Source organism: Streptomyces sp. NPDC048197 (assembly GCF_043202395.1).
Classification (GTDB): Bacteria; Actinomycetota; Actinomycetes; order Streptomycetales; family Streptomycetaceae; genus Streptomyces; species Streptomyces siderophoricus.
In genome coordinates this window covers 74,914-100,754 of sequence record NZ_JBIDAJ010000001.1, presented here as the reverse complement: position 1 = coordinate 100,754, position 25,841 = coordinate 74,914, and the positions used below count along the sequence as shown (strand labels likewise).

Annotated in this window: 27 protein-coding genes; 2 read left to right on the top strand and 25 right to left on the bottom strand. The window is 68.7% G+C overall.

Annotated features, from left to right (window positions below; all coding sequences use genetic code 11):
- Window positions 1-99: 99 nt before the first annotated feature.
- The 21 genes from ACGF4C_RS00495 to ACGF4C_RS00395 form a co-directional block, all read right to left on the bottom strand.
- Window positions 100-885, bottom strand: coding sequence for a winged helix-turn-helix transcriptional regulator (locus tag ACGF4C_RS00495; RefSeq protein WP_393562093.1), 786 nt, complete (start codon window positions 883-885; stop codon window positions 100-102).
- 30 nt (window positions 886-915) lie between these two features.
- Window positions 916-1,419, bottom strand: a complete 504-nt coding sequence (locus tag ACGF4C_RS00490) for a hypothetical protein (protein ID WP_393562092.1) — start codon at window positions 1,417-1,419, stop codon at window positions 916-918.
- Complete coding sequence (locus ACGF4C_RS00485) at window positions 1,416-2,216, bottom strand: hypothetical protein (protein WP_393562090.1); 801 nt, start codon at window positions 2,214-2,216, stop codon at window positions 1,416-1,418. The genes ACGF4C_RS00490 and ACGF4C_RS00485 overlap by 4 nt, the downstream gene beginning before the upstream one ends.
- 1 nt (window position 2,217) lies before the next feature.
- A complete protein-coding gene (locus tag ACGF4C_RS00480; protein WP_393562088.1) occupies window positions 2,218-2,829 on the bottom strand; it encodes a DUF4913 domain-containing protein in 612 nt (203 codons plus the stop codon).
- A 90-nt stretch (window positions 2,830-2,919) separates the two neighbouring features.
- On the bottom strand, window positions 2,920-3,747 hold the full coding sequence (locus ACGF4C_RS00475; RefSeq protein ID WP_393562804.1) for a DNA cytosine methyltransferase: 828 nt from the start codon (window positions 3,745-3,747) through the stop codon (window positions 2,920-2,922).
- Window positions 3,748-3,763: 16 nt separating this feature from the next.
- A complete protein-coding gene (locus ACGF4C_RS00470; protein WP_393562086.1) occupies window positions 3,764-4,057 on the bottom strand; it encodes a DNA cytosine methyltransferase in 294 nt (97 codons plus the stop codon).
- On the bottom strand, window positions 4,047-4,649 hold the full coding sequence (locus ACGF4C_RS00465) for a hypothetical protein (protein WP_393562084.1): 603 nt from the start codon (window positions 4,647-4,649) through the stop codon (window positions 4,047-4,049). The genes ACGF4C_RS00470 and ACGF4C_RS00465 overlap by 11 nt, the downstream gene beginning before the upstream one ends.
- Complete coding sequence (locus tag ACGF4C_RS00460; protein WP_393562082.1) at window positions 4,646-5,830, bottom strand: DnaB-like helicase N-terminal domain-containing protein; 1,185 nt, start codon at window positions 5,828-5,830, stop codon at window positions 4,646-4,648. The genes ACGF4C_RS00465 and ACGF4C_RS00460 overlap by 4 nt, the downstream gene beginning before the upstream one ends.
- On the bottom strand, window positions 5,827-6,075 hold the full coding sequence (locus ACGF4C_RS00455) for a hypothetical protein (protein WP_393562080.1): 249 nt from the start codon (window positions 6,073-6,075) through the stop codon (window positions 5,827-5,829). The genes ACGF4C_RS00460 and ACGF4C_RS00455 overlap by 4 nt, the downstream gene beginning before the upstream one ends.
- Before the next feature lie 110 nt (window positions 6,076-6,185).
- On the bottom strand, window positions 6,186-7,979 hold the full coding sequence (locus ACGF4C_RS00450) for a type IV secretory system conjugative DNA transfer family protein (protein ID WP_393562078.1): 1,794 nt from the start codon (window positions 7,977-7,979) through the stop codon (window positions 6,186-6,188).
- A gap of 96 nt (window positions 7,980-8,075) precedes the next feature.
- Window positions 8,076-8,501 (bottom strand): hypothetical protein, encoded by a 426-nt coding sequence (locus ACGF4C_RS00445; RefSeq protein WP_393562077.1) that lies wholly within the window; start codon window positions 8,499-8,501, stop codon window positions 8,076-8,078.
- A gap of 34 nt (window positions 8,502-8,535) precedes the next feature.
- Window positions 8,536-9,042, bottom strand: a complete 507-nt coding sequence (locus ACGF4C_RS00440) for a hypothetical protein (RefSeq protein ID WP_393562075.1) — start codon at window positions 9,040-9,042, stop codon at window positions 8,536-8,538.
- 18 nt (window positions 9,043-9,060) lie between these two features.
- Window positions 9,061-9,558 carry a hypothetical protein gene (locus tag ACGF4C_RS00435; protein WP_393562073.1) on the bottom strand — a complete coding sequence of 166 codons (498 nt, stop codon included), beginning with the start codon at window positions 9,556-9,558 and terminating at the stop codon, window positions 9,061-9,063.
- A 44-nt stretch (window positions 9,559-9,602) separates the two neighbouring features.
- Entirely contained in the window at window positions 9,603-10,316 is a 714-nt protein-coding gene (locus ACGF4C_RS00430) for a hypothetical protein (RefSeq protein ID WP_393562071.1), read from the bottom strand.
- Between the two features lie 446 nt (window positions 10,317-10,762).
- Window positions 10,763-12,271, bottom strand: a complete 1,509-nt coding sequence (locus tag ACGF4C_RS00425; protein WP_393562069.1) for an ATP-binding protein — start codon at window positions 12,269-12,271, stop codon at window positions 10,763-10,765.
- Window positions 12,272-12,291: 20 nt separating this feature from the next.
- The gene (locus ACGF4C_RS00420) at window positions 12,292-12,747 is read right to left on the bottom strand and encodes a DUF6238 family protein (RefSeq protein ID WP_393562067.1); all 456 of its coding nucleotides are present in this window, start codon (window positions 12,745-12,747) and stop codon (window positions 12,292-12,294) included.
- Window positions 12,748-12,791: 44 nt separating this feature from the next.
- Entirely contained in the window at window positions 12,792-14,243 is a 1,452-nt protein-coding gene (locus ACGF4C_RS00415; RefSeq protein ID WP_393562065.1) for an SCO6880 family protein, read from the bottom strand.
- 116 nt (window positions 14,244-14,359) lie between these two features.
- The gene (locus ACGF4C_RS00410) at window positions 14,360-15,757 is read right to left on the bottom strand and encodes an ATP-binding protein (protein ID WP_393562063.1); all 1,398 of its coding nucleotides are present in this window, start codon (window positions 15,755-15,757) and stop codon (window positions 14,360-14,362) included.
- A 31-nt stretch (window positions 15,758-15,788) separates the two neighbouring features.
- A complete protein-coding gene (locus ACGF4C_RS00405) occupies window positions 15,789-16,478 on the bottom strand; it encodes a hypothetical protein (RefSeq protein WP_393562062.1) in 690 nt (229 codons plus the stop codon).
- The gene (locus ACGF4C_RS00400; RefSeq protein ID WP_030068283.1) at window positions 16,478-16,786 is read right to left on the bottom strand and encodes a DUF6112 family protein; all 309 of its coding nucleotides are present in this window, start codon (window positions 16,784-16,786) and stop codon (window positions 16,478-16,480) included. The genes ACGF4C_RS00405 and ACGF4C_RS00400 overlap by 1 nt, the downstream gene beginning before the upstream one ends.
- 78 nt (window positions 16,787-16,864) lie before the next feature.
- Complete coding sequence (locus tag ACGF4C_RS00395) at window positions 16,865-17,986, bottom strand: C40 family peptidase (RefSeq protein ID WP_393562060.1); 1,122 nt, start codon at window positions 17,984-17,986, stop codon at window positions 16,865-16,867.
- Between the two features lie 608 nt (window positions 17,987-18,594).
- Here ACGF4C_RS00395 and ACGF4C_RS00390 point away from each other — a divergent pair.
- On the top strand, window positions 18,595-19,344 hold the full coding sequence (locus tag ACGF4C_RS00390; RefSeq protein ID WP_393562058.1) for a DNA-methyltransferase: 750 nt from the start codon (window positions 18,595-18,597) through the stop codon (window positions 19,342-19,344).
- Window positions 19,345-19,440: 96 nt separating this feature from the next.
- Here ACGF4C_RS00390 and ACGF4C_RS00385 read toward each other — a convergent pair whose 3' ends face one another.
- Window positions 19,441-20,358 (bottom strand): transporter, encoded by a 918-nt coding sequence (locus ACGF4C_RS00385; protein ID WP_393562057.1) that lies wholly within the window; start codon window positions 20,356-20,358, stop codon window positions 19,441-19,443.
- Between the two features lie 140 nt (window positions 20,359-20,498).
- Here ACGF4C_RS00385 and ACGF4C_RS00380 point away from each other — a divergent pair, with 140 nt between their 5' ends.
- Window positions 20,499-21,317, top strand: a complete 819-nt coding sequence (locus ACGF4C_RS00380; RefSeq protein WP_393562055.1) for an NUDIX domain-containing protein — start codon at window positions 20,499-20,501, stop codon at window positions 21,315-21,317.
- 69 nt (window positions 21,318-21,386) lie between these two features.
- Here the strand turns inward: ACGF4C_RS00380 and ACGF4C_RS00375 are convergent, their stop codons facing one another.
- Genes ACGF4C_RS00375 through ACGF4C_RS00365 form a run of 3 tightly spaced genes read right to left on the bottom strand, consistent with a single transcriptional unit; the run spans window position 21,387 to window position 25,671 of the window.
- On the bottom strand, window positions 21,387-22,304 hold the full coding sequence (locus ACGF4C_RS00375) for a phospholipase D family protein (RefSeq protein ID WP_393562053.1): 918 nt from the start codon (window positions 22,302-22,304) through the stop codon (window positions 21,387-21,389).
- Entirely contained in the window at window positions 22,301-24,199 is a 1,899-nt protein-coding gene (locus tag ACGF4C_RS00370; protein WP_393562051.1) for an ATP-binding protein, read from the bottom strand. The genes ACGF4C_RS00375 and ACGF4C_RS00370 overlap by 4 nt, the downstream gene beginning before the upstream one ends.
- Complete coding sequence (locus ACGF4C_RS00365; protein ID WP_393562049.1) at window positions 24,184-25,671, bottom strand: DEAD/DEAH box helicase; 1,488 nt, start codon at window positions 25,669-25,671, stop codon at window positions 24,184-24,186. Before ACGF4C_RS00365 ends, ACGF4C_RS00370 begins: the two co-directional genes overlap by 16 nt.
- Between the last annotated feature and the right edge of the window lie 170 nt (window positions 25,672-25,841).

The following is a 25,841-nucleotide window of genomic DNA, read 5'->3' as shown; positions in this document are numbered from 1 at the left end:
AGAACAGCTCCGAGGGCGGTGCACGGGTGCCCGCGCGGCTCGCACGGGAACGTGCGCGGGCACCGTCGTGGCGACGGGGTCTGACGGTGGGCATGCGGATCACCTGGTCCGTGAGGGGTGGGAGAGCGCCGTGACGTGTGCCGGGACAGGTGGCTGGGGTGCCGGGGCGTGGGAGAACAACCCCGGGAAGGCGGAAGGGGTTCGCTGTACGGCCGCGTTGGCCCTCGTCGTGCGGGCCGCTGCCAGCTCGGCGGGGTTGCGCTGCACAGCGGCGGAGGGAGCCATCGACTCGAAGGCGGCAAGCTCCGCGTAGATCGGCCCGAGTGCCTGAGCGGCCGGAGTCAGGCCGTACGCGGCACGGAACGAGGGGCCGGTGCGGGTCAGGAGCTGATCCTCCTGGAGCTGCTGGAGGCGGTAATGAAAGGTGCCGGTGGCGAGTCCTGACGCCTGTCGCAGTTCGCCGTGCGGAAGGGGGCCGTGTTCCGAGAGGGCGTGGAGGACCTCGACAGCCCCCTCGCCGCGCAGCCGGCGCAGGGCGTCCTCCGTGCGCTCCGCCTCGGCAACCGCCGGGTCGCCTCCACCAGCGTGAGTGCGGTGCCAGGAAGCGAGCGTGCGGTGCACGCTGTCCGCGTTCCGGCCCCAGGGGGAGACTTCGTAGACACCGTGGCCCGGTCGGTCCAGCAGGCCGGTGGCGTGCATTCGCCGCAGGATCTGCTGCGTGTTCTGGGTGCTGAGCCACGGCAGCGCCGCGGTGATCTTCGTGAAGCGCATCTGACCGTGCTGCGCGACGGTCTGGAGCGTCCAGGTCGTCCAGCGGGGAGCGAGGCGGTCGATTGCCTTGCTGACGAGCGCGGCGTCGTGCGCCGATATGCGTTGTTCGGGCATGTCCAGTTCTCCGGAAGTCGGTCGGGGTTGTCAGCGGGAGCGCGCAGAGCGTCCAGCGGGCGCGGGGGAATCCAGGCGAGCGGATCGGGGTGAGGTTGCCGTGGTGCGCAGCGCCGCGGACCGTGCCTGGGGAGCCGTGGCCGACTGTGGGGAGCGGGCCCTGGCGGCCTGAGCGCGACGTCCGAGCGGCTGCTCGGCCCCGGATGCCTCCCGTTCGCGCTCCAGCCGGCGTGCCGCGGTGCGGTAGGCGGCCTGATCCTGACGCTCGCCGACGGCCAGGAGGTAGATCTCCCTCTTGTGCTGGGAGGAGGCCGGGGCGTCCCGGTACTGGATGACCAGCCGCCATCGGGTCTCCGGATCGACGTAGACCTTGTGGCAGCCTGCCAGTTCGCGATGCAGGGCGGCTCCGCGCTCGTTGCCGTGGACGAGGTGCTGCAACTCCAGCAGGGCCAGGTCGCGGATGTCTTCCGGGGCGGACCGCAGGTCGGCGAGGGCCTCGGGGTGAGCCGCGAAGGCGTACCGGGCCCGGCTCACGGCGCGCTCCGACGCACACGAGCGGGCGCAGTCGCCGGTCGGGGCGGTGCGACGGCATTCGGCGGCACGGCGTGGCCGCCGGCCTTGACCGTTGAGCGGGTACGGGCAGCCTCGGCCCGCAGGCCGACCATGCCGTTGGGCGCCGGAGCCAGGGGGAGGGGAGTGGAGCGCTCCCGGCCCCAGGTGTCCGCGGCTTCGGCGGTGAGGAAGGCGCCCTCCCGCACCGTGTAGGAGCGGAAGTCCTTGGTGGTCTCCTCAAGGAAGAGCCGGTACGGCGCCTGCACGGAGTCGGGGTGACTGTCGTGGACGAGGGTGCTGACCTCGATGCCCAAGTCGACCGAGCACGGGTTGTCGGTGGAATGGTCGAGCAACGCGTACCGATCGTCCGGGTTGGTCCGCAGCATGTCCTCAAGCCGGGCCGTGAGTACGTCGGCTGGCCGTGGCCCGTGGTTCTTGGACAGCTCCGCCGCATCGGCCGGACAGCCCTGGCGGATAAGCCAGTTCTGCGCCAGGGGAATGACCGGGTGGCGCGCGTGTGCGAAGTCGAACGTGCGCTCGGCGGTGTCCCGGGCGAGGTGCAGCGTGACGTACTCCGCCGTACCGGGGACGTCCCAGATCGCGGCCCGGTCGTACAGCAGCAGGTAGGTGTCGCGGCCATCGGCACTGTGGTGCTCGGCAAGAGGCACGAGCATGTCGTCCGAGAGTGTCACCGCGAAGAAGTCGTCCTCGGTCTGTTCGGTGGTGGCCTTGTAGCCGTCGAGCCGGTAGTCCGGTGCCGGGGCGTGGAAGTCGGCCATGTCAGACTCCGGCGGGCTCGGGCGAAGCCAGCAGCCGGTGGTTGGGCCGGGCTGGGCTGGTGGTGCACGCCCCGAACGGCCCGTCTGGTGTGCGGAGTTGCAGCAGGGCCGGGTCGAGGTGGTCGCGGTGCCAGGTGGAGGGCCCGGCCAGGCCGGCGTTGACGTCGGTGAGCTGCTGCCAGGCCAGCCACAGGGCGTGCAGCCGGGCGACGGCCTCGGGGTGTTCGTGCCACTGCTGGCACCACGGGCGGCCGGTGGTGATCTCCCGCCCGTAGACCGGCAGGAGAAGGTGGTGCACCCAGGTGGTCAGGGCGGCGAGTTCCTCGGCATACGCCTTGCCGTCGAGCGCCAAAATGAAGAGGGAGGACGGCCCCTCCGCCCCGGTGGCAGCCGCATCGCTGCCCGCCGGGGCCGAGGCCGGCGTGGCGCCTTCCGCGCGACCGGGCTCGTCGTGTTCGCCGTCCTGCTGGGGAGGCTGTTCATCGGTGAGCCGGGCGAGCGTCTCGCCCTGCTTACGGCTCTCCGCGACGAGCTCTGTGACGGTGGCGACGAGGTCGTCCAGGTTGTGGTCCGGTATGCGTACCGGCTCGCTGTCGTGAGCGGGTTCAGACATCGATACCCCTTGGCGCGAACGTGTGGGGTGTCGAGGTTCCGGAGAAAGCACGGTTTGGCCATGCCGGAAATCTGGTGTAGAAGACGCTGTTCAGAGCAGTGTGCGGTGGCGGCAGAGCGACCGTGGTGGGGCGAGGATCTCCGCGGCGCGGGCGGCCTGTTGCGGCACAACACCGTTTCCCAGGGCGGCCAGTTGGGCAGGGCGCCCGAGCCCTGGCGTGGCGGTTACCCAGCCGTGGTCAAGGCCCTGCATCCACTCCACGAACAGCGGGCTCAGGCGGCCCGCGTCATCGGTCGGCCGAGGTGCGGGGCGGGTGATCTTCTCCCATCGGGCGATGGCGGCGCCGTACGGCCCCCAGACCCCGGACCGGACTCCGCGTCCGCCGGATCCGAGAACAGCGACAGCACCTCCGTCAGCGACGCCTCGCCGACGGGGCCCTTCCGTCCCCGTCCCGTGCGCATGCCCTTCGCACCGGACGGGTGTGGGAACCGGGCCGCTGAGGTGGGTAGGAGCCACTCGACCTCGTCCGCCAGGTTCGGGCCGTGGCCGCCCTGTTTCCGCTTCGCCGGATGCTGGCTGCCGCCGTTGGTCGCCAGGTTGCTCGTCGGCGTTTTGAGCAGCGGCAGTCCGTCCGGAGGGCCAAGCGGTGAGGAAGATCCGTGCTCGGTGATGGGGGGCTCCGACGTCGGAGGCGCGAAGCACACACCAGCGTGCATCGAACCGGAGGTCGGCCAGGGATCCAAGTACGGCACCGAGTGCGCGCACAGCAGGCTGGCCTGTGCCGTCTCCCAGACACCACGGGCAGGGTTCCACGTCGCCAGGGGAACCGGCGGGGGAGGACAGGAGCCCTCGGACATTCTCGATCACCACCAGGCACGGGTTGAGGGCGTCGATGGCACGGACGATGTGGTGCCACAGGCCGGACCGGGTGCCCTCAGCCAGTCCGGCGCGGCGGCCGGCGACCGAGACGTCTTTGACAAGGGAAACCGGCCGTCAGGACGCACACTCCCGGGACGTCGGCCCAGTTGATGGTCGTGATGTCGCCGAGGTTGGGCACGGTCGGCCAGTGGCGGGACAGGATCCGGGACGCCCCCGGATCGATCTCGGCGTGCCAGGCCAGCGTGCCGCCGCCCAGGGCGGCCTGGACGCCCAGATCCAGGCCGCCGTATCCGGAGCACAGACTCCCGATCAATGGCGAGGCCGTCGACACCGTCAGGTCAGCGGGCATGGCGGGGCGCGGGGGTGTCGGCGAGCTGTGTCGGGCCCGGTGCGGGTGCCTGCGGTGGGAGGCGGTAGATCGAGTTCGTCGGACGGGCTGAGCGGCTCAGCGCAGCCAGGATGCGTGGTGGGGTGCCGTCCAGCCGGTCTGCTGAGCGCCTCAGTCCGCGGGCGGCGTCTGTGAGGTCGTCGCGTACGATCTCCGTCCGTTCCTGGACGATCAGGAAGGCGGCGTGGCGGGCGTCCCGCAGTTCCTTCGTTTCGGGGGCGTCGGCGTAGCGGCGCAGAAAACCGAGCTGGACGTATGCCTCGGTGTAGTTCTCCGTCGCTTGTCCCGCCAGTGACGCTGCCGAGGTGTAGGCGTAGATGACCGGCCCGAGATCGAGTCCGGGGTCATCCTCCGCCACGCGGAAGACGACCTCGTCGGACAAGTCCTTGATCAACCCCGTCAGGCTGGCAAGGTGCTTGGACGCGGACGCGAGGTCGGGAAGCTCGCTCGGTGTTCCGGGGACGCTGATTTCGGAGTGCAGCTTGTCGAACTCGTGGGCAACGGCGTACAGCCCTTCTCGCTCCAGACCGGCGCGGCCAGTGTGATCGGTCATGACGGACTCCGGCGGTGAGGACGGTCGAGGACAGCAGGCCGCGAAGGTGCGGTCGGCGCCGTGGCGGGGATGGGGGGGCGACGGGGACGGCTGCGGGAACGGGCCGCTTCGATACGGGCCGCCGGTGGCGAACCGCCTGGCTGGTCGGAAGGGCGCTGAGGTTCGGGCTCGGCCCCAGCCGCGATGCGCCAGCGCCGGCGGACTTCCTCCAGCGGACCGAGTGCGTGGAGGGCGTAGCCGATCAGCCTTCCCGGTGCCAGCGACTCGTCGTCGGCCAGCGCCCGCACCTGGCGGGCCGAGGCGGCTGCCGTCCGTACGAGGGAGGCTCGCACGACCTGCTCGCCGACGTACTCCGCCGACCCTGCGAACGCCGAGGGGTCGCAGATCCGCAGCACGCGTTCGGCATCGAGGGTTCGGTCGGCCAGGGCGCCGCGGCGTTGGGTCTCCCAGAGCACGGTCAGCTGGTCGATGGGCTCGCCCCGGTGGTGGAGCGCGCCCAGGGACCGGTAGATCTGCTGATGGCCGGCATCGGCGAAATCGCCGGGGTGGAGCCAGCCCACGACCTCGTCGAGCCTCTGAGGACGCGCGCTGAGGCATCCGAGGAGGAACTCCTCATCGGTCAGGAGCTGTTCATCCACCGCCTGTGGATGAGCAGGAGGAGGCGGTACCGATGCCGGGGGTGCTACGGGCCGGGGCTCGCCGCCCCAGCGGCGTGCGAGATCGGCCAGCACGTCGGACAGAACCTGGGCGTGGTGCACCGTCTCCTCAGCGCCGCCGCGGATGGCATCGGCGCGGGCGGCCTGGTGCAGTCGTGTGGCGTGCTGGGCGACACTGCGGTGGATGGCACCCTCCAGCACCATCCGTCCGTAGACCACCGCGTGCTCCGGCCGTGGACAAGCCGCCACCAGGGAGTGCGCATAGGAGGCGGTCAGGCCCCGGGTGTGCTTGCTGGCCTCGGTGACCGTGTCGGTCATCCACGACATCGGTACGGGGCCAGCGTCCTGGGCCTTTGAGGCGGGGTGGTCGTCGGCCCGGAGCTTGAGCATCGCGGCGTAGATCGCTGTGTGTGCCGGACGGGAGAAGTGCTCTGGCCGTAGCCAGGGCGAAAGGCGGTCGAGCTGGCCGGGAGCCAGGAAGACCGCTCCAAGGACTGCCTGCTCGGCTTGGACGAGCGGCGTCACCGTCGAACCTCACGTACGGGAGTGTCGGAAGCGTCGCGTTCGTTGTGCAGATCAGCGACGGCGCGATTGGCGGCGGCCATGTCGGTGGCGAAGCGGTCCAGTGCGCCCGTGAAGGCGGGATCGGTGGCGAGCATGGTGCCGGAGGGCGATACGAGCCACCATCGGCCGGCGCGGCGTACGACGGGAGCGTCGGCCAGCCGCTCGGATTGGCTGAGGGAAGCCCAGGACGGTGCGGGGTGTGGCATGGGAGAGCACCTCGTGAAGAAGGCGAAGGCCAGGAAGCGGATCAGGCGGGGGCGCGGCGCGGGGGCCGCGCCGGACGGTCTCGCCCGGGTGCGGAGTTGAGCGGGGCCGGTCATGCCGCGGGAGTGAAGTCGTCCTGGCGCAGCGCCTTGGCGGCAGCGCGCTCGCTGATCGCGGCTGTGGCCTTGGCGGAGGCGGCGCCCAGCTTCTTGGCGCCCTGGCCCTTGTACCAGGGCTTGAGGTCGATGCGCGCGAGACGGATCCCGGTGGCCATCAACACGGCGGTGCCCTTGGGCATCGCGCGGAGTACGTCCAGCGGGAGCACGCGCTCCTGGCGCATCGACACCGAGGTGGACTTGCCCGACTCGCCGGTGGAGACCGAGACCGTGCGCACGTCGTGCTCACCGCCAAGGCGCGAGATCTTGTCGGCGAAGTCGGCGTCGTCCATGCCCGAGCCGATCACCTTGATCGTCGCGGCGGAGAGCAGCGAGTCCATGCCGGACTGGCCCCAGACGCGGACGCCCTGCTGGTAGGACTGCAGGATCGTCATCGGGATGACGCCGCGGGAGCCGAGATGCGAGTACAGGTCCGGCAGGTCGGCGATCTTGCAGACGTTGGCGGCCTCGTCCAGGATCGCCAGCATCGGGGCATCGAGACGGCCACCGTCGCGTTCGGCCTGGATGACGGCGGCGCGCATGACGGCGTCGGCGGCTGCGGCGATGATCGCCGAGGCGGAGCCGCCGCCGTCCTTCGACAGCAGATACAAGGTGTCCTTGCTGGTCGCGAACGCCTCCGGCTTGAACTCCCGCACCTTGGCGAGGCTGTTGGGCGGGGTGACCCAGGCGGCGATGCCGGGGTCGAGGAGGCAGCTTGCGTACTGCCGGGCGGTTTCGAAGATGCCGTCCCGGGTTTCGACCGCGCCGGCCACGGTGCCCTGGAGCTGGGCTGCGACCGCGTCGAACCCGGCGTCCTGGAGCAGATCGATCGCCGTGCGGTCGGCCGGCGAGGCCAGCCAGGTCAGGACTTCCGTTATCGGGCGTCGGGCTTGGGCGGCGGCCAGGAAGAAGGCGGTGAGGGTGTTGGCTGCGGCCGTGGACCAGAAGTCGCCGGCGCTGGATTCGTCGACGGAGGCGGTGACGAAGTGGCCGGCGAGCCGCCGGGCCCCGGCGAGATCGCGGGCGTCGGTGAGGATGTCCCACCACATGGTCTGCGGCGCGTGGGCGATCTGCTGCGGATCCAGCGTCCACACCGTCCCCATCTCCGCGCGTGCGTCGATGGTTGCGGTGTAGGCGTCGCGTGCCGCCTTGTTGGAGGTCAGCAGCACGGGGCCAGGGGCGCGCAGGATGGCGGGGATGGCCAGGCCGGAGGTTTTGCCGGAGCGGGGAGCCATGATCGCCAGGATCACGTCCTCCCAGGAGGAGCGGAGTTCGTCCTTGCCCGGCGTGACGGTGCCCAGCAGAACGCCCCGGTCGTCGGGCGCGACGTCCTTGGGCTTCTTGCCCGCCAGGCTGGGGCGCAGGTCGATGGCCTTGGCGGCGATCTCCTTCGCCAGCAGAGGCTCCAGGTCACGTCGGGTGGCCAGCCCCGACGGGCTGCTGCGGAAGCGCAGCCAGACCTTCGCGGCGACGACGGCGGTGCCTATGAGGACGAGGGCGGGCAGGACGTAGCAGCCGGTGATCAGGGCGGGCTGCGGCAGATGAGGCCAGACCCGCTCCGGATGAAGCAACGTTTCTTCAGGGTGGTAGGCAGCCCATGGGCCGGAGCCGGCGACGGCGTTGGTGAGGTTGCCGAACAGCCAGGCCAGAGAACCTCCTGCCATGCCGAGCCCGGCGATGGCAAGCAGGAGGTAGAGGAGGAGGTCGGTACCGGTGGTGGTCGAGGGCGTGCTGGTGCGTGGAGACGACAAGGTGAGTTCCAGGTGGCGCGGCGCGGTGAGGGACGGCGGGGCAGCGCGTTGTTCTGGTGATCACGAGGACTCCTGAAGGCAGTTGAAGACGGTGGTCTACGGGCGGCGGGACGCGGCGATCTGTGTGCTTGTCGCCGTGTGCGTGTCGGTGGTCGGGCTGGCGGGCCAGCCGGGGTGGTCCGGGCGGCGCTCGCGGATCTCGGCCCATGTGGCAGCGAGCGTGGAATCGCACACCAGGTGGGCGGCGATGTCGGTGTAGTGGCCCGCATGGAACAGATGGACCACGGCCTGGGTGGCACGGGCCTTCTGCTCCGCCTCGGTCAGCCCCTCGGGCAGGCGCAGACGGAAGGCGGTGGCCGTCCTTTTGAAGCCGCAGGTCAGGAAGATTCGGCGGGCGCAGTTGTTGCGGCATTCGGCGATGACCGCGCCGCTGGTCGGGTCGCGGTAGATCTCGGCTTCCCGCCCGTACACCTCGTTCAGGGAGGAGATGCAGCGGGACAGGAATCGGGTGATGCGGGACATGGCGCGTCCTTTCTGAAGGAGAGCTGGTGGCGGGTCAGGCAGTGAGCTGGGCGGTCAGGGCGCCGGCGTAGTGGTCACATGCGGAGCGTGCGTGGAAGGTGTCCTGATGGATCCGGGCCCAGCGCCCGTCCTGGCGGATCACGTTGGCGACGAGATCGACCGAGTGATGGCCCCGGCGCAACGCGACCCACCGGCAGGCGGCCGTGTCGCCGCCGGGCTCGATCCCCGTGGCGGCGACGATGTCCTTCACCAGGGCCGCCCACTGCTCGTCGGACAGGACGCGGCCGGTGTGGTTGATGACGGAGCAGTGCCAGGCGGGACGGGCTGGCCGTCGTCCGGTGCGCTGCTGGCGTGCGTGGAGAGGTTCATCGAGCAGCTGTGCCAGGTGTGTGAGGGAGAGCGTGTTCGCGGCTTCCAGGTGCGGCGACCAGGCGGCGAGGAGGTAGGGCTCGAAGCCTTCGTCGCGGTTGGCGTGGAGCGTGGTGAGGAGTGCTGCGGTGTCGGCGGAGCGCCGTATGTGGCAGTCGAAGGACGGATGCACGGCTGAGCCTTTCGGGGGTTAGAAGTGGGGGTTTTCGTTCGGCCGGTCGCCGTCGGTGGCGGCGTCCAGCAGTTCTGGCAGGTCGGCGGGGTCGGCGTCGCGTTGGTCGATCCACCAGCTGGCGCGGGTCAGGGGTCGCACCGCGTCCTCGATGGCCTCCCACTCGGCTTCGCTGGTGGTGCCTTCGAGGACGAGGGCGGTGAAGGCGGCGGAGACGAGCTGGTGGCGGCAGCGGGTGCCCCAGGCGATGGCACGGTCGGTGCCTTCCAGATCGGGCATGCGGTATTGCTCGGACCACTCCTGGGCCTCGGCCTGCTCGGCGGCCCGCTTCTTCGCCAGCCACTCGGCCTTCGACTCGGCATCCTCGCCCCGGGCGGCCTGCCAGCAGTCGGTGCAGTCGCGGGCTGAGAGCCAGCGGGCGTAGCCGGCACGCCGGTCGGCCGACCGGTCGGAGAGGTCGGCCTCGGTGGTGTGTCCGCAGGCGTGGTCGATGGTCCACAGCGTCTTGACGGCCATGACAGGAACTCCTTCTTCTGCGATCGGAAAAGGCGGGCAGCCGGTCAGCGTGTGCGGACCGGCTGCTGGGTGGTGGAGGGCGGTCGGTAGGCGACGGCGGCGGCTGGTTGCTGCGGCAGCGCGACGCTTGCACGGGCCGGGGAGATGGCGGTGGCAGCCTGGGCGCGGCGCTGCATCATCGACAGCCTCGGGTCCCGACGCTCGTTGCCGGGCATCGCGTAGAAGGCGTCGAACGCGCGGCCGGTGTGCTCCAGCCGGGCCTCGACGTAGCGCCCATCGCCTTCGCCGTGGAGCAGCAGGCCCTCGCGGGTACGTACGTCGGTGCCGACTGCGCGCAGGGTGCCCTCACGGTCACGCACCTGGTCGTGCACCACGATCTGAGCAGCCCGTATGTCAGCGTCGAGCGCGTGGGCGGAAGCGAAGGCCGTCTGCAGGGCACTGGGCACCTGTGTGGCGGAACGATTCTCCAGTCGGCCAAGACTGTGGTTGGTGGTGAGTGGGGTGTGGGGGGTGAGGTTGTAGGCGGCGTCGGAGGTGACCGTGTACTGCGCGGCCCGCAGGGACTGGACTGCCTGTTGTCCACGGCGGGTCGGGTCGCGGTTGGGCTCGGTGAGGGCGTAGAGATTGCTGCCGGGCAGGGGCTCGAAGCCGACCCGCCGCAGCATGTGGTCGGCGACGTGGTTGTCGTGCGAAGCCGCTGCCACGACGCCGAAGCGGGCGTGCTGGCTGACGGTGATGTGGGGACGTGTTTCCGCCACGAGAAGTGCACCTCGCAGAGGTTGGGGCCGTGCGGACGACGAGGATGCGGCCCAACGAACGGTTTGGTGATGCCGGAAAAATGCGCTAGCGCGAGCGAGGCCGACGGTCGTGCCCATGCACGTCGACCGGCCCTGTGGTGGCGGCGCGCTTTGGTTCAGCCGTGACGGCTCCCAGCGCGATCACGAACAGGTACCTGGCGTGCAGCACTCGCGCGGCGAGCCTCATCCAGGACGCTGAACGGGCCTGTAGCCAAGGGGATGTGGCTATGGGCAGCGTTGGCCTTTGCGGCGTCGCTGTAGAGCTGGACGAGCCGACGTGCGGCACGGCGGATGGTGGTCGGCAGAGGCATGGGAACGGATTCCTTCAGATGCTTGGGAGGGGAGGCGGAGGGAGCCGAAGTGCGCCTTCGGCTCCCCCCGTGGCGTGAGCAGGCGAAGGGCGAAGCTCAGGCATGCATGCGGGCGTCTGTGTCGAACAGTTCGCGTTCGCGTGGGTGGAGGAGGTGTTGCGTGATGAACGACCGGCCTGCGACCTTCCACAGGCCCCGCCCCTTGGTGAGGGCGGACACGGCCTGGGTCTCGACGCCGGTCAGTCCCAGCAGGGCTGCGGCGGAGGTGAGTTGGTCGGCTTCCTGGCGGTAGATGATGCGGGTCGAGCAGTCGGTGAGCAGCCCCTCCGCCAGCGCCCGGCCCCGGGAGCCGGCATCGCCTGCGGTCAGCAGATCGCTTAGGCGGTGGATCACCATGAGGTTCGCGATGCCAAGACCACGGGAGAGCTTCCACTGGCTCTGCATGCGCTCCAGCAGGGCGACGTGCCGCATGACGCGCCATGCCTCGTCGTAGATCACCCAGCGCCGGCCGCCGGTGGGGTCGGCGAGCGCGGACTCCATCCATGCCGAGGCGCAGGTCATGGCTAGGACGAGCGCGGTGTCGTCGCCGGCACCACCCAGGCGGGAGAGATCGATGGACAGCATCGGCGCACTGGGGTCGAAGGCCACGGTGCTGGGGGCGTCGAACATCCCGGCCAGGTCACCGTGCACGAGCCTGCGCAGCGCGTGGGCCAGGTCTTCGGCTGCGTGCCCGAGCCGCCCGGTCAGCTCGCCGAGAGCAGAGTCGAGCCGCTCAGGGGAGCCGAGGACGTGCGCGACATCGCCCAGCAGCGGGGTGGTGCCGTTGGCCTCGGCGTGAGCGACGGTCTGGTCGAGCGCCACGTCGAGAGCGGTGTGCTCCATCGGGTGCAGATCCCGCCGCAGGACCGTTTTCGCGAGTGAACCGAGGAGGAGAAGGCGCCGTTTGCGGACCTCATTGGCCCAGTCTTCCTCGGTGACGCCGTGCGGCCTGGCGGGTGCGTCGAGGGGGTTGAGTCGGCCGGGCAGGCCGGGGCCGAGGGCGATGGTCTGGCCGCCCAGTTCCTGGGCGACGACGGTCCATTCGCCCTTGGGGTCGCAGGGGACGTAGATGCGGTAGCCGAAGGCCACGGCCCGCAGGGCGAGCGATTTGGCCAGGGCGGACTTGCCCATGCCGATGATCCCGGCGAGCAGGATGTTCGGATTCGTGAACCCGTCGAGGCGCCCGTACAGCGCGAACGGGTCGTAGGTGAAGGCGGCTTCGGCGTGGACGTCGCGGCCGATGTAGATCCCCTGGGCGCCGAGGCCACCCTCGGCAAGGAAGGGATACGCGCCGCTTGCGGTGGCGGTCGTCATGCGGTGGGCGGGGAGCTTGAGATGGCCGCCGCGGGCGGAGTACGGACCGGGACGCCCGGCGGCTGGGTAGGTGGCCCGCAGCTCGGGGTCGATGCCCGGTTCGGCACGGCGGGCTTGGGGACGCGCGGCATGGCGGGCCTGATCGCGGGCGGCGGCGAACTGGTCGCGGGCCGCGCGGGCGGAGCGGCGGTCGCTTTTGCGGGGGACGAACAGCGGGCTGGCGCTGGCGCGGTCGCGGGTGTGAGTGGGCATGCCGGGGTGCTCCAACGGGGTCAGTGGCGGGTCAGGCCGGTGAACGGGTCGCGCAAATCAGCCGGGGTGTGGTCATGGCGGACGTGTGCGGAGGTGGCCAGGTGGCGCTGGCAGATGGTGAGTTCGGGCGCACCTTCGGGGAGCCGGGCCCGGCACGCCTCCCGCGTGCGAGGGCGGCCGGTGCCGGGGTGGGCGGCTGCGTGGTAGGCGTCGTGGAGGTGCTCGGCGGCCTGCCACAGCCGGACACGGCAGGCCCGCAGGTGATCGCCCTCGGCCTCGGCCACCGGAGAGGTCCGGGCGGTGTGGGTGTCGAGCAGGCCGTACAGAGCGGTGAGGTGGGCGTGGAGGGCGTCCAGCTCGGTGCGGTGTGCGGCCACGGGCCCGGCGGGGAGGTTGATCGCCCGGTGAAAGTCGAGCGCTGCGGTGGCGAACGGGACGAAGTCCGAGGCCGGTTCGGGCAGCGGATCGGTCGGCATGGGAGAGGCCCTTCGGTTGAGCGCGATGGGGGGTGCTGGGGGCGCTAGGGGCGGGCCAGCGGGAGGGCGGCGTTGGTGAAGGCTTCGGCCTGCTGCCAGGTCAGCAGCCGCAGGTCGAGCAGGGCGGCGACAGCGGCCGTCTCGATCGCGGCGCAGGCGGAGTTGAGTTCGTCGTCGGTGTCGGCGCTGACGGTGAGCAGGCCGGTCAGGGCGACGTCGGCGTGGCCGGCGATCAGCTGGCGCTCACGGGTCTTGATGTCGGCGTACTCGACGGAGTCCTCTTCGGAGTCGACCTGGCCCTTGCGCTGCCGCTCGGCCGCGTCCGCGATCACCGTGGCCTTCTTGCGCTGCACGTCCTTGAGCGCTGCATCCAGCCCCTTGGGCGCGTAGGTCAGCGACAGCGTGCGACGTACCCCCGAGGTGAACAGGAGTTGGTGCAGGAAGCCGGGGCTGGTTTCGATGCGGGGCCAGTTCTCGATCCAGTACGTGGCGTGGCGGGCCGAGTCGGTCTGGATCCGGTCGGCCTTCTCCACCAGGACGACCGGACCGGCGGCAGCGGGGTCGGCCTGCGGACGGCCTGCCTCGGACCACTGATCCAGTGCGGCCGACGCCTTCGGGTCATATGCGGTGCGGATCACGGCGGCGATCTCGCTCGCCCCCAGCCAGCCACTGGGCACGAGACCGGAGTTGCGGGCGGCCTGGCCGAAGGTGGAGGTGAGCTGGGACAGGACGGCGAAGGCACCGGTCAGTCCGCCGCCGGCCTGGTTGATCAGCCGACGGGCGGCCTTGAGATCAAGCGCGAGCGCGACATACGCCTCGTGCGGGGCCGCGGCGGGACCGGCGGCGGCCAGCAGGTCGCTGTAGATGGGGCCGGCCAGGTGGGTGTCGGCGTTGCCGTGCTCGCTCCAGTAGCGGTTGAGCGCATCGCCGGAGTCGGGCACGGTCCGCTCCAGCACCTGGACGCGGGCGATGTGCCCAGTGCGCGACAGCGCGGCCAGGGTACGGCCCCAGCCCGCGACATTGCTGGCCTGGGCTGCCGGATCCAGCAGGGCGAAGGCGCGAGAGGACACCTTCACCACGGCAGTCAGCGTGCCGTTGTGCGGATCGTGCACCGCACCGAAGCCGCCACCCGGAGAGGTGACCACCCGAAGGGAAGCCGCAGTTCCGGGCAGGTGGAGCAGGCCCTCGCGCCGCGGCCGGCGGGAGGGGCGGGCGAGCCAGATGAGCTGGCCCTTGAAACGCCGCAGCGCATAGCGCAGGGCGATGGGTGCCCAGTCGGCGAGGGACCGCCCGCGGTGGCGGATAAAGACCGCCGCCAGGACGACCGCCCACAGCGGGATGAGCTTGAGCGCACCGGTAACGCCGGATTGCATCAGCACCCCGAGCAGGGCCAGGCCGGTGAGGGTGACGACGACGAGCTGGGCGACCGACAGTCCGAGCAGTACACCGCGGCGCGAGCGATGGGGGAACTTCACGGTGGCCGGACCGTCGGGCATTGAAACGTCGGTATGCATGGCAAAGCCTCCTTGAACGTGGTGAGAAGAGAAAAGGGAGGGGGAGACGGGGGCGGGCGTGCCGAGAGCAGGCAGGCGCCCGCCCCGTCAAATGAGGGCTACGAGCCCGATCCACCCGGTGGCTTGGGGTAGATCCACTGCTGCGGCGTGCTGCCGCCTTGTGGCGGAGGCCCGCTTGCCGGAGGCGGCCCGCTGGGCCTGGGCGCCGGCGGATCCATCCGCGTACCCGCCGCGGCCGAGGCGGTGCCCTGGGGCACCGGCCCGGAGGAGACCGGCGCCGAAGCTGCCGCCGCGCCCGAGGTGCTCGCCTGGCCGGGGCGCTGGATCAGGGGCTGGCCGCGGTCGCCATCCGTGGGAGGCCGCTGGATCAACGGCCGGCCCTTGTCGCCGGTGGCGTTGGGGTCCTCGCCGTAACGGAAGCGCGTCTGCTTCGGCTTTCCGCCGCCGCTCGAACCGCCGGTCGGGTCGATGCCGGAGGCGACTCCGTCCGTGCCCTGGCCCGGCACCTTCGACGGGCCCTGCGGAGCCGGCGTCCCGGTGCCCGCCTGCATGGCGAGCTGGCCTGCGGTCTTGGCCGCACCCGCCGCCACCGCCATGCCGGCCACGCCAGTGCGGTGCAGGTCATCGTGACCCCCGCCATCAGCGGCCCAATGGATGAACTTGTAGGTGGCGTAGGGGCACAGCATCACCAGGACCATCACGACGATGCCTGCAATCGCATCCGACAGGGCAGCGAGCCCACCGTGCGAGTCGGACTTGCCCATGGCCGAGACGCCCAGCAAGAACACGATCGTCATCAGCAGTTTGCTGACGACCAGGGTGGCCGTGGCCTCGACCCAGCCGCGGCGCCAGCGCCTGGCCACCTCCCAGCCGCCGCCGGCACCGGCGAAGACCGCCAGCGTGACCAGGACCAGGATGCCGACTTTGCGAGCCACCATCACGGCCCAGTACAAGAACGCCCCGATCGCGCAGCCGAGCGCGATGATCGAGGGGACACCCCAGCCCAGGCCATACATTGCCCCCAGCTCGTTGACCTTGATCATGCGGCGGACCGCATCATCGACGGAACTGTTGGCGGCCTTGAACAGACCCGCACTGAGCGCGTCGACCACGGTGATGGCCACTGTGGTGCAGGCAATGGCAGCGAAGGCGAAGAAGACGCCCACCATGGTCCCGAACGCGGCCTGGGCAAGGGCACGTTCGTCCCTGCGCCAGGCAGCACGGGTCAGCTGCAGGCAGAACGTGCCAACCGTCAGGATCAACCCGATCGGCAAGAGCAGTTCGTAGTTGTTGCGGAACCACTCGGCGTTCAAATCGATGGCGGTGGTCTGGTCGACCGCCTTGGACGCGAGGTCGGCCGCGGACTGGGCCACCTCGCCCATCGACTTGGCGATCCAGGCACCGATGCCGTCGGTGACCGCCTTACCGGTGGAGCTGACGACGCCGCCGACGGCGTCGCAGACCGTATTCATCAGAGGAAGGTCGCAGGCTCCCATCAGGGCACCTCCTTATCCGGAATCAGGGCGCTCATGGCGCGGCGTTGGGCAGGACGGCCGCCAGCGCGCAGTCCTGGTGCGGCCGGCACTGGACAGCGAGGGTCATCGAACGGGCCTCGGCCCCGGCTCCCGAGCCCTTCCAGGCCAGGGTCTGGTTGCCGGTGACCGTCACGGCGTAGACGTATGCCTCGGTGATCGCACCGGGATCCTGGGCCAGCGCGGTCTTGAACGCCTGCGGGAAGTGGCCCTCGCCGACCGTGGCGCTCGCGTGCTGGCGGTTGTCATGCAGCCGCGACCACAGCACCGGGCTGGGCACCTGGTCGGTGATGGATTTCCAGTCGGCGTACTTCTTCTCGCCGGTCATCCACCGCTTCAGCCCGGCCAGGTGCTCGGCCTGGGAGAAGGCGCGGGTGTCGTACGTCCACAGGACCTTCGTGGCCGCCTTGGCGAACACGATCGGATCGCTCGTCTTCGGAGGATCCGCGACAGCCATGCCCTTGCCATCGGCCGCTTCAGGTGAGGGCGAGGGCTCCTGGGCGGACGTCGATGGTGGTGAGGGCTTCGCGGAGGCCGGGTCCGACGTTCGGTTCAGGTACGCGACCAGGCCGGCGACGGCCAGCAGCACCGCGAGGATGATGCCGCCGGTCAGCGAGCGCCGCAGGACCGAAGTCGGCTCTCCGTACGTGCGCTCCTCGGCATTGCGGAGACGTTTCTTCGGCATCAGTGAACCTGCGTTCCCATGGCGGAGAAGAACGCGACGATGCCGTTTGCGGCACCGAGCAGCAGGGCGCATCCGGCGGCGATGGCCGTGCCCTTCTTGCCGTTCTGTTCCGCCTGGTGGCCGCCGCTGTGGTGGCCCCAGGCCCAGACGACCGCGGAGATGACCAGAGCGCCGACCGTGGCGATGATGCCGAACAGGTTGATGCTGCCTATCACGTTCTTCAGGACGTCTAGACCGGGGAGCCCGCCCTGCTTCGGCGTGACGCCGGGGTTGTAGGCGAGGTACTGGGCGTGCTGCATGAGCTTCATGGGAACTCCAGTGCGAATTCGGGCATGCGAAGGCCCGGAAGGGGAGGAAGAGAAAAGGGGAGAGGGGGGAGGGGCCGGTCAGGCGACTCGGCGGGCGGCGAGGATGTCGGGCCGCCAGGAGGCGAGGGTCGAGATCTTGACGACGTCGCCGGTCTTGGGGGCCTGGAGGATCAGCCCCTGGCCGATGAACATCCCGACGTGCTCCGGCACCGCTGCTGTGCCGCGGGTGAAGAGCAGATCGCCAGGCTTGAGGGCATCGACGCTGACCGCCTTGCCCTCCTTGACCTGCGTGTACGTGGTCCGGGAGATCGAGACCCCACCGGCCTTGTACGACGCCTGCATCAACGACGAGCAATCACAACGACCCATGGGGTCCTGACCGCGCGGATCGGTGCAGCTGCCACCCCACTGGTACGCCGTGCCGAGCTGGCCGAGCCCCCAACGGATCGCCGTGCGAACCGACTTGGGCGCATCGGCCGGGATCTTGTAGCCCTTGGGGACGGACCCGGCCGGGATCGGGCCGAACCCGCTCCCATCGCCTCCCGTCCCACATCCACCAGTGGAGACCTCCGGCTCGGTGCCCTTGCCGGAACCGCCCTTGGCGGGGAGGTTCTTGGCGATGGCCTTCTGGAGCGCCGTTGCCAGCGGTTCCCACTTGGCGTAGGCGTCCGGGAACCCGCTCGCCTGGACCGCCTGCGCGGCCTGGGCAACGGTCATCGACTGCCAGCCCGAGACCTTCAGCAGCCCCTCGTAGAACTTCGTCGAGGCGTGCACCGGATCCCGGACCTGCGCCGCGGTACCCCAGCCCTGGCTGGGTCGCTGCTGGAACAGGCCGAGCGAATCCCGGTCGCCGTAGTCCAAGTTCCGTAGCCCCGACTCCTGCAACGCAGTCGCCAGCGCAACGATCTGCCCGCGCGGGGGCACCTTCATCGCGACGCCGGTGGCCAGGATCGTCTTGGCGTTCGGTATCTGCTCCTTGGGGTTGTCCAGCCCTGCAACGGAGACCGAACCCTTGCCGCCGTCCTTGAGGATCGACTCCACCTGCTTGGCCACGGCCTTGGCATCCACCGCACCGCCACCACCGCCGTCGCCGCAGGCGGCCTGGGCGTTGCTGGCGCCGGCCAGGGCGACGGCGATGGGCGCGATCAGCAGCATCGGGGCGAGGACGACGCCCCCGGCTATCGCTGCGACCTTCTTCACAGCCGGCCACCGGACGCTCGGCGTATCCAGATATCCGGCTCGGGCCAGGGGCGTGCCTGGGCATGCTGCATCAGCAGCTCCTTACTCGTAGGCAGCGTGGCGCCGGCGTTCTCGTCGAAAAGGCCACCGGCACCACACCGGTTAAACACTCGAAAGTCCCCGAAGGGAGGGCCGCGCTTCGGAGCTGCTAACTCCGAAGCGCCGAACCCTTTATCGCAATGCGGCAGCAAGCCGCGCTCGTAATCTCAGGAACCACACGGTGAATTCCCCTCCCTTTGCATCCGTCAGGGCTCTTCAGGGTGCCGAACGGACCGCCAATTGGACGAGGCAACACGCATCAGCACAGCTCAACAGGGCCGGGACCAGGGCCCGTCCTGCGAACACGCCGAGACTGTAGAGACAAAATCCGGCAGCACCAAACGAGCCGCGATCATGAAAAAGGGCGGACAAGATCACGCCATTGGGTGCGACCGGAAAAAGGCGCTAACCTCCAGCCCACTGCTCGCCCCAGGAAGCCGCCATGCGGTTGTCCCGAGCAGTTCTTGCACGCATATCCCGTTCCACGGGTGCGTGCATGTGGTCGTCTTCCAGAAAGAGAGATCCGCCGAATGTCGTCGTACACCCTGCACCGAGGCGATGCGCTCACTGTCCTGAAGTCCCTCCCGGACGAGAGCGTCGATGCCGTCATCACCGACCCGCCCTACAACTCCGGCGGACGCACCAGCTCCGAACGCACCGCCCGAACCGCCCGAGCGAAGTACACCAGCGGCGACGCCCGCCACGACCTCGCCAACTTCCCCGGCGAAAACCGCGACCAACGCTCCTACCGCGCCTGGCTGACCGAACTGCTCACCGAGGCATACCGCGCCAGCACCGAACACGCCGTCGTCATGGTCTTCTCCGACTGGAGGCAGGACCCCACCACGTCGGACGCCCTGCAGATGGCCGGCTGGACCTGGCACGGGAAAATGTCGTGGATCAAGCCGACCTCACGGCCCCGCAAGGGCGGGCCCAAGCAGGACTCCGAGTTCATCCTCTGGGGCGTCAAGGGCACCCTGGACAACACCCGCGACCTCTACCTGCCCGGCCACTTCATCGCCTCCCAGCCCCGCAAGGACCGCGTCCACATCACCCAAAAGCCCGTGGAGGTCATGCAGCAGCTCGTCCAGGTCTGCCCGCCCGGCGGCACCGTCCTCGACCCCTTCGCCGGCTCCGGATCCACCGGCATCGCCGCGCTGAAGGAGGGCCGCAACTTCGTCGGCGTCGAACTCTCCGATCACTACGCCGGCATCGCCGAACAGCGCCTCCGCAGCGCCTTGTCCCATGACGACTTCGCACTCGCAGGACCTGAAGAGTGAGACCGAGAGGTCCGGCAATCGGGCCAGAACACAGAAATGGGCGGGTTGTGCCAACGGAATCCCGGTGACACAACCCGCCCTTGACCGTCTGCTGCGTCAGCCGACGGCAACGCCCCGCCGAATGAGGTCACTGGCCCGTGCGAGGTCCTCGCGCGATCTGATCCGCACCTCGACACCATCGCGGATCCCCAGGCATCCCAGGCCGCGGACGTCCCGCGAGAAGCCCTCCTGCAGCTCCACCGTGTCCGGGGCGAGCTTCAGATTGACCACCAGCACCCGATTCCGCGGCTGGATGCGCACCGTGGCGACATTCTTGATCCGCCGGTACGCGAAGTAGTGGAGCTGCGGCTCCATCCGCACATCGTCGTGCGACAGCAGCACGTCATTGAGGCCCGCGAACAGCTCCTGAAGATCCTGCGGAGACTCATCCAGGTACTGCTGAACCGACTTCGGCGACGACACACTGACAACGTGGCCCGCTTCGGGTGTCTTCCCCCGTGCCCGAGATGGGGTGCCGGCAACGGACGCGACCAGCTGTAGCGTCAGCACATCATCGAAGACCCGGTAGCTGACCAAGTCGATCCGGCGGCCGATCATCTCGATCGCGACCGTGTCGTGATGCGTGAAGTCCCCCGCGATGCAGACGAGCCGTGGATTGCTCCAGTCGACGGACTCCACCACCTCGACGCCGAGCTTCGCTCTCACCAGGCTCTCGAACTCGTGGTGGTGATCGTGAAGCCACGAAAGGTACGACAGCGCCTGATTCGTGACGTTCTGATCGCGGGAGCGCTTGTATTCGATCAGCGCAGGCGCGCCGTTCTCGTCCAGACCAAGGGAGTCGATCCGGCCCCGGTGCCGGCCCGTGGCGTATTCGCTGGCCAGGAAGCGGATGCCGATCATCTCCTCCATGTTGTCCTCGATCAGCGTCTGAAGGTGACGCTCCAACGGCATCGACGACCCCGTTATCTCCGTGGCCCGCCCGTCGCGGACACGGAACGCCTTCAGGTTGCTCATGCCTCCCCCGTCTGCACTTCGATCCTGCGCAGGAACAATCGAGGAGCGGAGGTAATTATTCCGGGAGCATCCGCAGCGCTGAGCTGGTTAGCTAGTAGCTCCCCCGCAGGGAGATCACGGCGGGTAGTACCGTCATCGACATGAGGAACGGGGCCCGCTGGCGGCGGCTGGAGAGCAAGATCTTGTTCACGGGCGGCCCCAAGGACCGTATCCGCCTCGCGGTGGACCAGGCGGTACGACCCGACGGGGCCGTCGTAGCGTATCCACACGTCGCCGCACCGGACTCGGTACGCGTACTTGCAGTTCACCACGGCCGCGTGCCGATGGTCACCCAGCACCACTATCTGCACAACACGGAGATCACCGACCTGCCTGGCGGTCTCATCGATAAAGGCGAAGATCCGGCAGACGCCGCGCGTCGCGAACTCGCCGAAGAGACGGGGCTGCACGCGTCTTGGGTGTATCCGCTCGGCGTCGTCGCGACCGCCCGGTCAGCGAGCACGGAGACGGCCCACCTCTTCCTCGCCCACGGATGCGTGCTTGGAGATACGAACCTCGATGCCGGCGAGGCAGTCGCAACGAAGTGGTGCTCATGGCACGAACTCGCAGAAGTCGACGTCATGGCGGTGTGTGGCGCCCTCCCCCAGGCTCTCGCCGACGCCGCGTCCCTCGCCGCCGTTCAACGAACTCAAGCGCCCATGCGTGCTGTCGGAGGGGCACTTCCCGAACCTCATGACGACCTGCCCACGGCCGCCTATGCGGCGTACACCGTGACCGAGCTGCGCGACCCGATCGTGGATGAGCGGCTGACGCTCGTGTGGCTCGACCTGGCCGTCGGTCGGTACCCGGAAGGTGCATCCATCCTGGCCGAACTGGAGGGGGCCTACGGAGGACCGGACGCTGAGCGGGCTTGGACACGTGCCACCGAGCGGCTCTGGGCCCTGGCACAGGGGGCGTGATCCGGCCTCGACAACGTGGTGCGCTCCCGCAAGCCTCCCCCGGGGCACTATCCGCTGGCCTGTCCGGTTCTATTCGAACTCACGGCCTTGCCTGATTTCCCACGGACCTGTCGGCACCACACGCACTTCGCCAAAGTACTTGAGCCATTCTCCGATGTTCTCGGCAGCACGCTGGGCCTGTGTTGTGGTGCATCCGTCAGCGTCCAAGAGCTGCTGCTGCAAGTCAGCCATGCTTAGCCGGCCCTCGGTGACCAGCTGCCCGACCTCCGGCATCTCGTACAGGCGGGCCCTGACCGCCTTGGAGAAGGCTTGCTCGTCCAGTCCTGGCGGCACATCCAGGTGCGCCAGGTCGCGGACCACGCCGGCGAGGATCTCGCTGACGTAATCGTGCTTCGCCCCGCGGTACACGCGGTAGAGCCGGTTAGGTGATCGCGTCTCTGGTCTCCAGGCAGTCCGCTGCTGATCGGCGTCACCAGTCACCAGGATGAGGGCAGGACGGTCCTCGTCTTGCTTGAGCAGCTCGGCCTGCTCGCGTATCTGGTGTGCCAACTCCAGGCTTGCCGGCATGCCACCGCCATCTATCTGCTGGAGCAGCCGCTGGACCTCGGGGTGGGACGTCGGCGCCTCGATGAGCAGCTCCAGATTCTTCGGGTGCCTCCTTCCGGTCGCTTTGGCGGTGAGGTTGGCTGACCCGACGAGACATCGGTCATCGGCGAGATAGAGCTTCGCGTGGAGGTCGTGGCAGAGCAAGATGGTGACGCGGCCGTCCTGAGCGGCGAGTTCCGCGATCTCAGGGTCTGACACCCCGGCGGCCACCTCCAGCACAGACCACCGCGTCACACAGAGGATCTCGACGTCTGGGGCTGTGATCGCCGCGAGAGCGGCCCTGAACACGTCCTTTTTGATGAAGGGCGCGATCAGGGCCACGCGACCGCGAGCTGGGGCAAGAAGATCTTCGATCTGCCGCCAGACGTGGTCAGATGTCACTCGTCGTCCTCGTCTTCGTCATCGGCGGTGAAGAACTCGCTGGCCAGCCGCCCCCAATCCTGACGCATCTTCTTTACGCGGTCCTTGGTCTTGGAGTCTTCCGGCAGTTCATCCTCAAAGCGTGCCCAGGAGAACATCAGGAGCTTGAACGCGCTTGCGGCCCGCTCCAGCCGATCAGCCAATTCGCGCTGGCTGGCGCCTTCGGCGTCGCTGTCGAGGACTGCTACGAGGTCGTTGTACACCGGGTGGTCCATGTTGAGAGCGACCTGGAGCATCCCCGGGATGAACTCGATGTTGAAGAAGGCGGGCGAGTCCGGGTTACGGCTGGTCAGCAGCCGGACGTGCCGATGCTGGGCCATCGTCTCTTCGATGATGCGCTTGGCGTCGGCTTCGGGGTACTTGTGCGTCTCGACCAAGCTATCGAACTGGAGTTGCTGGCTCTCCTCCGGAGAGCTCGACTCCTCCAAGGTCTCGGTCCGGCTCGGGCCGACCTCGACTCGCCTCTTCTTCACTGCCTGTTCGGCCTGGGCTTCTGCCTTCTCATGGCGCTTGCGGCTGGTACCGGTGCCGCGCGTCTGGTCCACCAAATCCTTCCGCAGCTTCTTGATGAGCTTTTCGCGGATTTGGTAGACGATGTCCATCAGCTTCAGTTTGGGATCGCCGTCTTCGGCAAGCTGTTCCTTGAACTCGCCCCAGGACATCCCTGTTCCGTCCGCTTCTTCGGCCCAGTCGAAGTGGGCTAGTTCTGAAAAAGCGGTGGCGGACTGCTTGTTGTTGGTTACGCCGAAGACCTCATCAAGCTGAGGGTCGAATTCGATTTCGATGCCCCACCAGCGCTCAACCGGGTCGTACGTGCTTACCCAGCCTTTATCGAGGTCGAGTTCGCGGTCAGCGCGGATGAGTGAGACGCCAAGATTGCGCGCAGCGTGCTTTCCCCATGGAGCGGAGCCTGGGTTGATCGTGGGGGAGATGTTGTCCGGCCAAGGCTGCCCCTCCACGTCGGGCCTCCGGGCCTCGTCCTTGGCGATGGAGGCGCGGACACGCACGGGGTACTTCTTGCCGTCAAGGCCCTCGACCATGAACTCTTCGACTCCGACCTTGCCGACGGTGCCGCCCCCGCAAGGGCGGAACATCGGTTTCGTGTCGAACGGGGATGGCGTCGACGTCCGCTCGGTCAGGTACAGGGGGTCATTCGGGAGTGCGTCTCGCTCATCGAGGATGTCCCAGCCGTGGACCGGGACGAGACGGATGCGGCACCGGCCATCGGCGATGAACCTCCGGTAGATGCGGCCGATCAGCTCCTCGGTTTTCAGGAGCGTCGTCTTCGCTCCCACCCACTGAACACGGTCCAGCTTGGTCCACAAGACGAGCGTTCCTGATGGGCCGAGCCCTTGGCTCAGGTTCTGCCACTCTTCCGGCACCGGGTCGTGACGTGGCTCGGGGACCTGCGCGTCCTTCCCATTGATCTCTTCGAGATCGAGGTGAGTGTGCAGGGCGTTCTCGGGGCCGTTCTGCCAGGACCACACATCCACTCGCTGGCACTGCGACATGCTGGAGTTGGGCAGACCGACGCCGAAGCGTCCTATCCCCTTACGTTCCTGTCGGCTGCCCACGCCGAACCGCAAGGAACGGCGGAGCGTCTCGGGGTCCATGCCGTCGCCGTTGTCCATCACGGCGATCTTCTCGACGTGGTAGCGCGCCCGCTCAGAGCGCCGCTGGGTGCACTCGACGGCGAACAGCTCGACGAGATCGGCGTTCTCTTCGATGCCGTTGTCGATCAGTTCGGCGATGGCATGCGCTGTCGACTTGTAGCCGCTGTCCCTCATGGCCTTGACCGTCATGTCCGAGCTGACGATCGGGTAGGCCGGGGCGGCATCGATCACCTGTTGTTCCATACATCCTCCCAGTTCGTGAATGCCTCTGCGACGTCTCCGAATCCTGGGAGATCAGGATCAACAACGGTTACTACGTCACATGTTGGTGTCCCGCCGGCGTGAGGCCCGCGGATGACGCGCCCGACCATCTGGCTATAAAGGACCAGGGACCTGGTGGGGCGGGCGATGACAGTGGCGCTCGCTGCGGGAGCGTCAAAGCCCGTGGTGAGTACGCCGAAGTTGGAGAGCACCATGGGCTTGCTGGAGGGGCTCTTGAACCGCGCAATGGCGTTGTCCCGGTGTCGGGTTGAGGACTCTGCAGTGACCTGTGCGGCGTCCAGGCCCAGCGCGGAGAGGATGGCGACGATGAGGCGGCTGTGATCGACGGACGCGGCGAAGAGCAGGATCCGCCGGTGGTCCTTGGTCAGGTCGAGAACCGTCCGTACGACCTGCAGATTCCACTGCACGTTTGTCGCCAGCCGATCCACCAGCGATTCCGGGATATCGAACACGTTCGCAATCCCCCGCTGATCGGCAGCGCTGAGCTTCATACCGGACTGCGTAGCGACGGTGCGGAAAAGAGGGCGGGCAAGGTAGCCCTGCTCGATCAAGGCGGTGACCGGGTTGTCGTATCCGTCGATCTCGAGCATCACCTTCTGGCGGGCGAAGAACTCCGACAGTTTCTCGTCCTCGGAGATGTTCGCCCAGGTCCGCCCCGGTGTAGCAGTGAGGCCCAGCAGGCTGGCGTCACGGCGCAGTGTCAGAGCTTCGACCACACGGCTGTAGGTGGGGGCGACGGCCTGATGGGCCTCGTCGAAGACTGTGAGAGTGGCATGCAAGGCGAGGCGGTCCAGGAACGTGCGGTCGCTCTTGGCCGCGGAGACGGCTTTGTCGAGTCCGAGCACCACCATGCCGTCGGTGATGCCCTCCAGTTCCACCGGAGCGTCTCCCCACATGCGCGTGACGCTGACCTCACGGTTGCCGAGCGCTGCCCAAGCCCGCTCGAACTCGGTCGCTGCCTGTTCGAGAAGTTCACGGCCCCTGGCGAGCCACACGACCACGGTTGGTTCGTGTCCGCGCAGGTGGTCGCAGATGAGGTTCATTCCGGTGCGGGTCTTGCCCACGCCGGTGGGCAGGTGCAGAACGGCCCGTCGCTCTCCGGAGTACAGCAGGTCACGCGCACGTTGGGCAGCGCGGCGCTGGTGAGGGAACATGCCATACGCGGGAGAAGTGGAGCTGCGGAAGGCCGGCGGAGCCTCGGAGGCCCTGTCGACAACGAGGCCGAGGAAGCCGAGAAGTGCCCGCCGCTGGTCCGGGGTCCACTCGGCTTTGGACAGGAATGAGTCCGCTCCGGTGGAGCCATCCCACCCGAGCCTGTTAGCGAGTTCACTGCGCTTCGCCTCGGGCAGGAGCGCGAGGAAGCTCTCGCGTTCGTCTGGCTGCGAGATCAGCCGCTCGGGAGAGACGGCACTGACAGCGACGCGGCGGAGCATTGCCTCCTCCGTGGGGCCGCCCCCGAGGAGGTCAAGAAGAGCGCACGTGTCCTCACCAAGCAGGCCACGCACGTAAGTTAGGGGCGCGCTGTCAAGGACGTGGCGGAAGGATAGCCCTGGTGATTGCGTAGTCATCTGTCCCCCTGCCGTACCCATGTCCCCTTTCGGTG